The sequence below is a fragment of the Streptomyces sp. NPDC091279 genome (assembly GCF_044757465.1).
GTDB lineage: Bacteria > Actinomycetota > Actinomycetes > Streptomycetales > Streptomycetaceae > Streptomyces.
Genome location: NZ_JBIVVA010000010.1, coordinates 24,771 through 34,152, shown reverse-complemented (window position 1 = coordinate 34,152; position 9,382 = coordinate 24,771). Strand labels below are relative to the sequence as shown.

9 protein-coding genes are annotated in these 9,382 nt (G+C 73.2%); 6 read left to right on the top strand and 3 right to left on the bottom strand.

The features are described from left to right. The first annotated feature begins 261 nt into the window (after positions 1-261). From thiE to ACIQOU_RS24760, 3 genes are all read left to right on the top strand, one after another. Positions 262-915 carry a thiamine phosphate synthase gene (gene thiE, locus ACIQOU_RS24770; RefSeq protein ID WP_401539082.1) on the top strand — a complete coding sequence of 218 codons (654 nt, stop codon included), beginning with the start codon at positions 262-264 and terminating at the stop codon, positions 913-915. A 113-nt stretch (positions 916-1,028) separates the two neighbouring features. Next, a complete protein-coding gene (metF, locus tag ACIQOU_RS24765; protein WP_401539081.1) occupies positions 1,029-1,952 on the top strand; it encodes a methylenetetrahydrofolate reductase [NAD(P)H] in 924 nt (307 codons plus the stop codon). Positions 1,953-2,008: 56 nt separating this feature from the next. Beyond that, the gene (locus ACIQOU_RS24760; RefSeq protein ID WP_401539079.1) at positions 2,009-2,983 is read left to right on the top strand and encodes a hypothetical protein; all 975 of its coding nucleotides are present in this window, start codon (positions 2,009-2,011) and stop codon (positions 2,981-2,983) included. A 353-nt stretch (positions 2,984-3,336) separates the two neighbouring features. Here ACIQOU_RS24760 and ACIQOU_RS24755 read toward each other — a convergent pair whose 3' ends face one another. The 3 genes from ACIQOU_RS24755 to ACIQOU_RS24745 form a co-directional block, all read right to left on the bottom strand. Further along, entirely contained in the window at positions 3,337-4,836 is a 1,500-nt protein-coding gene (locus ACIQOU_RS24755; RefSeq protein WP_401539077.1) for a phytoene desaturase family protein, read from the bottom strand. Between the two features lie 46 nt (positions 4,837-4,882). After that, positions 4,883-5,524, bottom strand: a complete 642-nt coding sequence (locus ACIQOU_RS24750) for a DUF4126 domain-containing protein (RefSeq protein ID WP_401539075.1) — start codon at positions 5,522-5,524, stop codon at positions 4,883-4,885. Positions 5,525-5,938: 414 nt separating this feature from the next. Continuing rightward, positions 5,939-6,568 carry a TetR/AcrR family transcriptional regulator gene (locus tag ACIQOU_RS24745; protein WP_401539074.1) on the bottom strand — a complete coding sequence of 210 codons (630 nt, stop codon included), beginning with the start codon at positions 6,566-6,568 and terminating at the stop codon, positions 5,939-5,941. 373 nt (positions 6,569-6,941) lie between these two features. Between ACIQOU_RS24745 and ACIQOU_RS24740 the strand changes: the two genes are divergently transcribed. The 3 genes from ACIQOU_RS24740 to ACIQOU_RS24730 all read left to right on the top strand — a co-directional run bounded on the left by ACIQOU_RS24740 (position 6,942) and on the right by ACIQOU_RS24730 (position 9,156). Next, positions 6,942-7,511, top strand: coding sequence for an SAV_6107 family HEPN domain-containing protein (locus ACIQOU_RS24740; RefSeq protein ID WP_401539072.1), 570 nt, complete (start codon positions 6,942-6,944; stop codon positions 7,509-7,511). 204 nt (positions 7,512-7,715) lie between these two features. Next, the gene (locus tag ACIQOU_RS24735) at positions 7,716-8,486 is read left to right on the top strand and encodes a methyltransferase (protein ID WP_401539071.1); all 771 of its coding nucleotides are present in this window, start codon (positions 7,716-7,718) and stop codon (positions 8,484-8,486) included. A gap of 274 nt (positions 8,487-8,760) precedes the next feature. After that, positions 8,761-9,156: a DUF3040 domain-containing protein gene (locus ACIQOU_RS24730; RefSeq protein WP_401539069.1), complete on the top strand. Its 396-nt coding sequence runs from the start codon at positions 8,761-8,763 to the stop codon at positions 9,154-9,156. Positions 9,157-9,382: the final 226 nt, after the last annotated feature.

The following is a 9,382-nucleotide window of genomic DNA, read 5'->3' as shown; positions in this document are numbered from 1 at the left end:
CTCGACAATCCACCGGGGTACCCCACGAACCGTGGCTACGGCCAGGGGCATACAACGGGCGTCCAAGACCCATCAGGGGCGCGGGGAACTGCGCACAACACCACAGCGGACCCGCACCTCACCATCCACGTCCGGACAACGGCCCTCGCACCCGGTGCGGCCCAGGGGGGGCCGTAGACACCTGGGCCCGAGGCCGCGCAAGATCGTGGTGGCCCCGTGGACGCGGGTGCCACAGAGCCGTTCCACCGGGGGGAGACACCCATGTCCAAGTCCGTCGCCGCACGGGGCGCACTTGCCGACGCCCACGTCTACCTGTGCACCGACGCCCGCCGCCGACAAGGCGACCTGCCGGAGTTCCTCGACACCGTGCTGACCGCCGGCGTCGACATCGTGCAGTTGCGGGACAAGGGCATGGAGGCCGGCCAGGAACTGAAGCACCTGGAGGTGTTCGCCGACGCCTGCGCCCGGCACGGGAAACTGCTCGCCGTCAACGACCGCGCCGACGTCGCACACGCCGCCTCCGCCGCCGTTCTCCACCTCGGGCAGGGCGACCTCCCCGTGCCCGCCGCCCGCGCGATCCTCGGCGACGACATCCTGATCGGCCGCTCCACACACGCCGAGTCCGAGGCCGCCGCCGCAGCCGTCCAGCCCGGCGTCGACTACTTCTGCACCGGCCCCTGCTGGCCCACCCCCACCAAGCCCGGCCGCCACGCCCCCGGCCTCGACCTGGTCCGGTACACCGCCGCCCTCGGCACCGACCGCCCCTGGTTCGCCATCGGCGGCATCGACCTCACCACCCTCGACGAGGTGCTGGAAGCCGGGGCCCGCCGGGTCGTGGTCGTCCGCGCGATCACCGAGGCCGACGACCCGGGAGCGGCGGCGGCCGAGTTCGCGAAGCGGCTGCGCGGCGCGTAAGAAGGGTGGAATCCGGCCTGCGTATGTCCGAGGAGTGGACAAACAAGGCGCCAATTCCGACAAATCCCCGACGCCCGGTTGGGTGACCGCCCTCCCATGGCTAACCTGCGACTATGGCCCTCGGAACCTCATCCACCAGAACGGACCACGCGCGCACGGTCCGCGACATGCTCGCGACCGGTGAGACGACGTACTCCTTCGAGTTCTGGGCTCCCAAGACGGAGAAGGGCGAGCGCAACCTCTGGAACGCGCTGCGCCGGATCGAGGCCGTGGCCCCCAGCTTCGTGTCCGTGACCTACGGCGCGGGCGGCTCCACCCGCTCCGGCACCGTGCGGGCCACCCAGCAGATCGCCGCCGACAGCACGCTCACGCCGGTCGCGCACCTCACCGCCGTCAACCAGTCCGTCGCGGAACTGCGCAACATCATCGGCCAGTACGCGGACGCCGGTATCCGCAACATGCTCGCCGTGCGCGGCGACCCGCCCGGCGACCCCATGGGCGACTGGGTCCCGCACCCCCAGGGCCTCACCTACGCGGCCGAACTGGTCGAGCTGATCAAGGAGTCCGGCGACTTCTGCGTCGGCGTCGCCGCCTTCCCCGAGATGCATCCGCGCTCCCCCGACTGGGACCGGGACATCGCGCACTTCGTCGACAAGTGCCGGGCCGGCGCCGACTACGCCATCACACAGATGTTCTTCCACCCCGAGTCCTATCTGCGACTGCGGGACCGGGTCGCGGCGGCCGGCTGCGACACCCCGGTGATACCGGAGGTCATGCCGGTGACCAGTGTGAAGATGCTGGAACGTCTGCCACAGCTCAGCAACGCCGCCGTCCCGTCCGTCCTGAAAGAGCGAATCCTCACAGCGAAAGACGACGCGGCGGCTGTACGCTCCTTGGGAATCGAGTTCGCCACCGAGTTCTGCGCGCGACTGCTGGCCGAGGGAGTCCCCGGTCTGCACTTCATCACGCTCAACAACTCCACGGCGACACTTGAAATCCACCAAAACCTCGGCCTGCACCACCCCCCGCGGGCCTAGACCGGCCGCACGCGCATGCGACACACTGCGTAGCGGCCACTGGGAGAGGGGCGTACATGGGCTGGACGGTCCTCTACATCGCGTTCGGCGTCGTCGCACTGTGGCTGCTCGGTGAAGTGCTGCTTCAGTACAAGGCGCGGCTGCGCTGGCGGTTGCTCGCCTTCGGCGGCTTCCTGGGCGTGGTCCTCGGTGTGATGGTCTCGCAGGTGATCGTCATCGGCCTGGGCGCCATCGCGTTCGCCGTCGGGCAGACCTACGTCACGCTGTCGTTCCGCAGCGGCTTCGCCTCCGGCTGGGCCGTCAAGCGGCCGGGCGAGGACGGCGACGGCGACGAGGCGAGCGGCGGCAAGAAGCTCGGCAAGCTCGGCAAGAAGCGCCGTCGCGGCGAGCCCGAGCCGGACGAGCAGACCCCGGACGCCCTCGACGCGCCGAAGACGCCCGACGCCGGTCACGTCACCGACCCCGACTTCGGCTACGGCCACGCCTACGGCACCGACGACGACTTCGACCGCGACGACGTGTTCACCCCGGCCCACGCGCAGCCCACGGCGGCCGAGACCACCGCCGTCTACGAACCCCAGCCGATCCCCGACGACACCGGCTCCTACGGGGTCTACGGCGACCAGGGATACGGCGGCCAGTCCCCGCAGGACCAGTACGCGACGGCCGCCCAGGGCGCCGACCAGGGGTACGCCTACGACGGCTACACCGGCTACGACCAGCACCAGTACGGCTACGACAGCACCGGCCAGCAGCAGTACGCGGCCTACTCCGACCCGTACATCGGCACCCAGACGTACGGGGGCTACGACGCCGGGTACGGCCAGTACGACCAACAGGCCTACAGCCAGGACCAGTACGCCAACGGCGGCTACGGCGCCGAGACCCCGCCCGGCGGCGTCTGGGTCCCGCAGCAGCGCGCCGAGGACTCCTACGGCGCCGAACTCCCGCAGGACCAGCAGCAGTACCCCTACCAGGGCCAGCAACAGCCGGGCACCAACGGCTACGACGAACAGCAGTACCGCTTCTGACCACCGGTCCAGGCGCGGGCCCCCGCACCGGCCCCGCCCTCCGCTGGGCGGGAGCGCGGCAGCGTTGCCGTCATCGGGAGCCCTGGACCCGGCCGGTCATGGCGAGCCCCGGAACCTTGGGCCCCTTACGGGGAGCCCCGGCCCTTGGCGTCGCCGAGGAGCACGGAGCCCTGCTGTCACCGGCCGCCCCGAAACCCTGAGCCTTCCCCGGCAGTGCCGTAGCCCGTCACGGCGAGCCCGGACACTCGGCTCCCTCGCGGGGCGCCTCGGAACTCCGGCTTCCTTGCGGAACCCGGCCGTCACCTTGGAGCCCCGGGCCCCGTGCTCTCACTGAGCGCCCCGGACCCCGCCCCTCACTGCGAGCCCCGGAACCCCGGGCCCTCCACGATCAGGCCGGCTGTCAGCGCGCCCGACATGCCCGCGTGAGGGAGGCCGCCTCCGGGGTGGGACCAGCCTCCGGCGCTGAACAGGCCTGCCAGCGCTGTGCTGTTGGCCGGGCGCAGCAGTCGCCCCGCTGCCGCGGCCAGCGCGGGCGCCGGTACCCCGCCGAACTCCGCGCCGGTCTCCACGCGCGTGTGCACCGGCGTCCGTACCTCGCGCCACAGCGTGCGCTCCCGCAGTCCCGGTACGGCACGCTCGGCGGCGGTGACCATCCGGTCGGCGAAGGCGTCGGCGGCCCCGGACGCGCTCCAGTCGTGGTGGGCCTGGGAGGGGACCGTCGCCGTGAGGACCACTGACTCGTGCGCGTCGTCGGGACGCAGCGCCCGGTCGTCCGGGCGGTCGATCCGGACCGTGGGCCGCTCGGGCGGCTCGCCGGGACCGAAGAGCGCCAACTCGGCCTCCCGGTCCGGCGCGTGGACCACCGTGCGGTGCACGGCACCCGCCTCCCGCGCCCCCCGCAGCGCCAGACAGACCACCACCCGCCCCGGCACCGCGTCCTCGGCGACCGGCCGCACCGCGTCCGCGCCGTACAGCTCACCGCCGTTCAGCCGCCAGGGCGCTACGCCGACGACGGTGTCCGCCTCCACGAGTGTCCCGTCCGCCAGCTCCACCCCGGCCGCCCGGCCGTCCTTCTCCAGCACCCGGGTGACCTCGGCGCCGAAGTGGAACGCGACCCGGCGTGCCACGCACCGCTCGTGCACCGCCCGCGCCAACTCCCGTATCCCGCCCCGGACGTACCAGGTGCCGAAGGCGTGGTCCAGGTACGGCAGGACGGCGGCGGCGGCCGGCGCGGTCCGCGGGTCGAGCCCGTACGCGAGCGCGTGGCTCTCCAGCAGCGCCGCCAGCCGGGGATCACGCAGCTCCCAGGCGCCGATCTCGGCGAGGGTGGCGGCCCGCCGGGTACGCAGCAGCCGCTTGTGCGGGACCGACGGGTAGGGCTCCTTGCCGGCCAGCACCTGCCAGTCGGGCCACAGGGGCTCCTCCAGCAGCGGGCGGCGGGTGCGGTCCCAGGCCTCACGGGCGCGCACCAGGAAGTCGCCCCAGCGCTCACCCGCGCCCGCGCCGAGAGCCTCGTCGAGCGCGGCCACGACGCCCGCGCGGGAGGCGTTCGGCACGGTCGCCCCGGTGCCGTCCGCGAAGACGTGCCGGGCCGCCGGGTCCACCTGGACCAGCTCGACGCACGCCTCCAACGGCTCCTTGCCGGTCTTCACGAACAGGTCCCGCCAGACCGCGGGCAACGGCAGCAGCCCGGGGCCGGTGTCGAAGGCGAAGCCGTCCCGTTCGAAGCGGCGCACCGCCCCGCCGTACGTCTCCGTGCGCTCGTACACCGCCACCCGGTGGCCCGCGACGGCCAGCCGGGCGGCGGCCGCCATCGCGCCCATGCCGGCGCCGATCACCGCGATCTGTCCCATGCCCGAAACTGTATCGACCACCACTGACAGTCACGGTCGCGGGCCGTCAGTCCGGCGGTCGCCCGGCCCGTCCGACCTGGTCGGCCTGGCCGGTCCGGTGGGCGAGTCTGCGTTCCTCCCGGCGCTGAGCCCTGCGGCGCAGGTAACGGCGGATGCGGGCGACCAGGAACACCAGGAGCAGCAGGCCCGTCGCCAGCAGGGCGGCCGCGATGATCGCCGCGGGCAGCGGGTGGAACATCGCGAACGTGACGATCCCGCCGACCCCGAGATCCTCGGCGAGACTCAGGACCACGTTGCTGAAGGGCTCGGGCGAGGTGTTCACGGCCATCCGCGTCCCGGTCTTCACGGCGTGGCTCGCCAGCGCCGTCGAACCGCCCAGCAGGCCCGCCGCCACGTCCGACAGCGAACCGCTCTGCCCGGCCAGCAGCGCCCCGACCCAGGCACCGGCCAACGGGCGCACCACCGTGTGCACGGAGTCCCACGCCGAGTCGAGGTACGGGATCTTGTCGGCGACGGCCTCGATCAGGAAGAGCACACCGGCCGTGATGAGCACCTCGGGCCGCTGGAGCGTCTGCGGGATGTCGTCGCTGAGGCCGGTCACGCCGAACACGCCGAGCAGGAGCACCACCGCGTAGGCGTTGACGCCGCTGGCCCAGCCGCTGGTGAACACGAGGGGGAGTACCGACACGGAGGCGATCGTAACCAGTCGGCGACGCCACGTCCTGGGGGCGGGCACACAGACCTGAGTACCTGTACCTAGGCGGAGAGATGAGTACGCGCGCGGATGGGGCGCGACCTGCGAGAACGAGAGAGTGGAGGCACGGAGAGGGGCTCGGCTCCGGCACCGGCGACACGGGGCGCCGGAACGGAGCCGGGCCTACGATCCGCTCCTTCCGTCGACGTCACGTCGACGGGAGCGAGGCACGGGGGAAACCCGGTGCTCGACCGCGACGGGGGCCCGACGGGGGAGTCGGGTGGACGCGGTACGGGCGACCGTGGGGGGACAGGAGAAGGCGCCGGTTCGTGGTGGCCCGCGGGGGACGCGGCCAGGACGGACCGGCGCCTTCGTGCGCCCGGGACGGTGCCGGTGGCTGACCGGCGGTCAGGAGCCGCCGCTCACCCGGCCCTGCAACAGCCGGGACAGCGCCGCGTGAACGTCGTCCAGGGAGCGTTCCGGCTGGAACGACTGCCAGTCCAACGCGGCCACCAGGACCATCCCGACCAGCGCGGCGGCGGTCAGCCGCACATCGATCTCGGCGCTGAACTCGCCGCCCGCCACGCCGTCCCGCAGCACGTCCTCGACGGCCGCGTTGACCTGCTGGCGCACCACCGCGAGGGTGGGCTGCCAGGACCGGTTGGTGCGCCACAGCTCGGCCACGTACAGCTGGGTGAAGGCCGGGTAGCGGGCGATGAAGCCGAGCCCGGCGCGGACCATCGCGTCCAGGGCGTCCACCTTGCTGCCGCCGCCGTGCGCGGACTCCTCGGCGGCCTCCCGCAACGAGGCGGCGAGAAGGCTCACGCCGTGCCGCAGCAACTCCTCGAAGAGGACGGACTTGCTGGCGAAGTTGTAGTAGACCGTGCCCTTCGCCACCCCGGCCCGTTCGGCGATCTCGTCCACCGTGGTGGCGGAGAAGCCCTGCTCGGCGATGAGCGTGACGGCCGCCTCGTAGAGCCGCTGCCGGGTGGCCGCACGACGCGTGCCCCCACCCGACGTGGCGCTGCTGCTTTCCATGGCCCCGATTGTCACAGCAACCGAAGCCCGGGATGACCCGCAGCCCAAGGTTCAGAGCAAGACCACAGCCCCAACCCCGCCCCATCCCACCCCTGACCGAATTCCCCACCCCGCCCCCTCGCTCCGCCCCCCTCCGAGCACGGTTCACTCGGGGCCGGAGGCCTTCAGCCGTCGAGGGTGGCCCCTATGGTCTCGGGCACGCGCGCGGGGCGGCGGGCCGGTCTCTCCGGGCACGGGGGAGTGGGCGCCGGGCCGGTGCCGCCCGGCCCGCGCGGACACGTAAAAGTGCAGGTCAGGGCGGATTGTCAGTGCCGTGTCGCACGATGGGCACATACGGCTACAGAGCCGTCACGCTGACGACAGGAGGCTCGTCATGGTCAGGCACCACGAGATCGCCGCCCACCGGCCCCGCACCGCCGGCCCTGCCCCGTCACCGACCGGCCCGGCGGGGGACACGCACCCCGTGCTCCGCCGGGCCACGGCCCCGCCCGCCGCCCTCGACCTGCTCGCCCAGGCCCACGCAGGACTCGACGAGGCGGCCGTTCTTGACACCGCCAACGAGCGGTACGCCACCGCTCACCTCGCCGCCCTGCGCACGGCCGCCGCTGTGCTCGCCGCCCGCGCCCGCCCCGAGCCCGTCTCCCGGCGCCGCGCCCGCATACGCAGCGCCTGGGAGGTGCTCCCCGAGGTCGTGCCCGAACTCACCGAGTGGAGCGCCCTGTTCGCCTCCGGCGCCCGCCGCCGAGCCCGTGCCGAGGCCGGCATCCAGGGCGCGGCCAGCTCCCGCGACGCCGACGACCTCATACGGGACGTGGCGATGTTCCTGCGCCTCGTCGAGCGGATGCTCGTCCTCCAGCCGGTCCTGCCCCATCCCCGCCCGGACGGGAACCGCCCTGGCGCCGGGCGGCCGGGCGACGAGCGGGACCTTCCCGACGCCGGGTGACGGGGATGTTCCGTCGAAGGGGGTGACCAGCGGGGTCCGGCCCGCGAGACGTGCCAGTGGGTGCGGCGCAGGGGGGACCGGGCGCGGCGGCCGAGGCAATAGGGTGGAGAGCGCCTGACGTCTCCCCGCCCGCACCCGGGCCGGGGAGGCATCCCGATCGCTCCGCCGTGCCAGTGGCGGTGCCGCGCCGAGGAGTCAACTGCCGTGCCGGACCCGATGCGCCCCCGCGCCTCTCTCCGTACCGCCGTGGTCTGGGATGTCCTCCAGGACGCCCTGGACCGCCGGGTCAAGGCCACGGGACGCGAGTCGCTCGACGTCCTCGACAGCGGGGGCGGCAGTGGCAACTTCGCGGTGCCCGTGGCCCGCCTCGGGCACCGGGTCACCGTCGTCGACCCCAGCCCGAACGCCCTGTTCGCGCTGGAGCGCCGGGCCGCCGAGGCCGGCGTCGCCGACCGCGTCCGGGGTGTTCAGGGCGACGCCCACGGCCTCTTCGACGTCGTCGAGCGGGGCGGCTACGACGCGGTGCTGTGCCACGGCGTCCTGGAGTACGTCGACGACCCCGCCGACGGCGTGCGCAACGCGGTCGGCGCCCTGCGCCCCGACGGCGTCCTCAGTCTCCTCGCCGCCGGGCTCGGCGGCGCCGTGCTGGCCCGCGCCCTCGCCGGACACTTCAAGGAGGCCCGCCAGGCCCTCGGTGACCCCGACGGCCGCTGGGGCGACGGCGACCCCGTGCCGCGCCGGTTCACCGCCGAACAGCTCGCCGCGCTGGTCGAGGGCGCGGGCCTGCGGGTCGGCGCGGTGCACGGCGTGCGGGTCTTCGCCGACCTGGTGCCCGGGGTCCTGGTGGACACCGAGCCGGGTGCCCTGGAGGCGCTGCTGAAGCTGGAGGAGGCGGCGGCGGTGTTGCCCGCGTTCCACTCGGTGGCCACGCAGCTCCATGTGCTCGGTGAGACCCCGGGGACCACCGAGGCCTGAGCCTCCTCCCCGCGCGGGGCCTGATCAGGTACTTGGCTGCACATGGAGTACGCCACAGGCCCCCCGATCGGGCGTTCGGCGCCGTATGATCGATGGAGACCGCCCGGCATGACGGGTCGGCCGCTGGGGAATGGAAGATTCAGCGGGCCGGGACGCTCATGACGGTCACGGTTGGCCAGTTGGCGTAGAGGGGCGGGTTTCACGGGGGCGATTCCCTGCCTATCCTTAAGGGACCCCCGGGTCGCCCCGGCGACCGCACGATGAGGAGGACTCCGTGCCGCTCTCGGAGCACGAGCAGCGCATGCTCGAGCAAATGGAGCGAGCGCTGTACGCCGAAGATCCCAAGTTCGCGTCGGCGCTTGAGGGAAGCGGGCTGCGTACGTACACCCGGCGGCGGGTCTACCAGGCGGTCGCGGGCTTCCTCGTGGGTATCGCGCTCCTCATGGCCGGAATGGTGGCCAAGCAGGTCTGGCTCAGCGTGGTCGGCTTCCTGGTCATGCTCGGTTGTGCGGTGCTCGCGGTGACCGGTTGGCGCAAGGCCCCCAAGCCGGGCGAACAGCCCGCGGCGGGCGGCGCCCCCCAGGCACGCCGGCAAGGACGGCCGAAGCGCTCCGTGATGGACCGGATCGAAGAACGGTGGCAACGCCGCCGCGACGAACAGGGCCAGTAGCAGCGCTCCCACACGCGCACCACAAAGGGGGTGACCACCCAAGGGCGGTCACCCCCTCCGCAACCCACCAACGCTCAGCCGAGACCCTTAAGGGACGCGGGGACCTGCACGACCACCTCCCAGCTGGACTGCCAACGCTCAGGCGACGCCGTTAAGGGGCGCGGGGAACTGCGCGACGAGCCCCCACCGGCCCCGCACCCGACGAAGTGATCCGGCCCAAGCCAGC

Excerpts from the sequence above, each read along its gene's own strand:
- ACIQOU_RS24745 (WP_401539074.1), bottom strand. The coding sequence starts at position 6,568 with ATGGAAAGCAGCAGCGCCACGTCGGGTGGGGGCACGCGTCGTGCGGCC.
- thiE (WP_401539082.1), top strand. The coding sequence starts at position 262 with ATGTCCAAGTCCGTCGCCGCACGGGGCGCACTTGCCGACGCCCACGTC.
- ACIQOU_RS24760 (WP_401539079.1), top strand. The coding sequence starts at position 2,009 with ATGGGCTGGACGGTCCTCTACATCGCGTTCGGCGTCGTCGCACTGTGG.
- metF (WP_401539081.1), top strand. The coding sequence starts at position 1,029 with ATGGCCCTCGGAACCTCATCCACCAGAACGGACCACGCGCGCACGGTC.
- ACIQOU_RS24755 (WP_401539077.1), bottom strand. The coding sequence starts at position 4,836 with ATGGGACAGATCGCGGTGATCGGCGCCGGCATGGGCGCGATGGCGGCC.
- ACIQOU_RS24740 (WP_401539072.1), top strand. The coding sequence starts at position 6,942 with ATGGTCAGGCACCACGAGATCGCCGCCCACCGGCCCCGCACCGCCGGC.